We start from the raw sequence: 539 nt of genomic DNA, 5'->3' as shown, positions 1-539 counted from the left end.
GAAAACTATTTTCTTGCCGTCCAGCTCCTTGGAGTTCGGCAGGTGGAACTCTTTCCGCCACGCACCTTCCTGCGTCTTGACGTTTACTGTATCTGCTGTCTTCAAGATGCTCAGAAATTTGGCCTCATCAAGTGCATACAGTGCTGCTGCACTTTCCACTGTGACGTCGAAGCTTGATGGAAGAGCAAAATCTGACATGCTCCCACTCCATGTAAAATCTTTTGACTCCTCCAGATGCCCGGCAAGAGGCGGAAGCCAGCGAGGAGAGTCCATCGGGATGGATAAACGCGCCTGACCCTCTCTGTCCAACACCTGCATCGTCAGCGAGTCGCCTGATTGTGCAACTTGTTCGGGCTTCACCATGACGAGTGTTTTTCGGTTCCCGACCAGGTGAGGATGAATGTCTTCCCTCATGTTGCCTTCGGCAGTGTCGTCTTGAATGTGGTTTCCGGCAGGAATGATGGAATGCTGGGCAAAGAGCACGTAGGCACTCAGTTCCCCGTCTAAATCATTAAAGCTGTTTTCATTGAATGCAATAT

1 pseudogene is annotated in these 539 nt (G+C 50.6%); it reads right to left on the bottom strand.

The window, feature by feature from the left end:
* Positions 1 to 539 (bottom strand): annotated as a pseudogene (locus tag A8L45_RS24870) (hypothetical protein); the annotation flags it as partial.

Source organism: Veronia pacifica (genome assembly GCF_001707825.1).
GTDB classification, from domain to species: domain Bacteria; phylum Pseudomonadota; class Gammaproteobacteria; order Enterobacterales; family Vibrionaceae; genus Veronia; species Veronia pacifica.
Note: the sequence above shows the minus strand (reverse complement) of the source record. Positions and strands in the feature narration are given on the sequence as shown.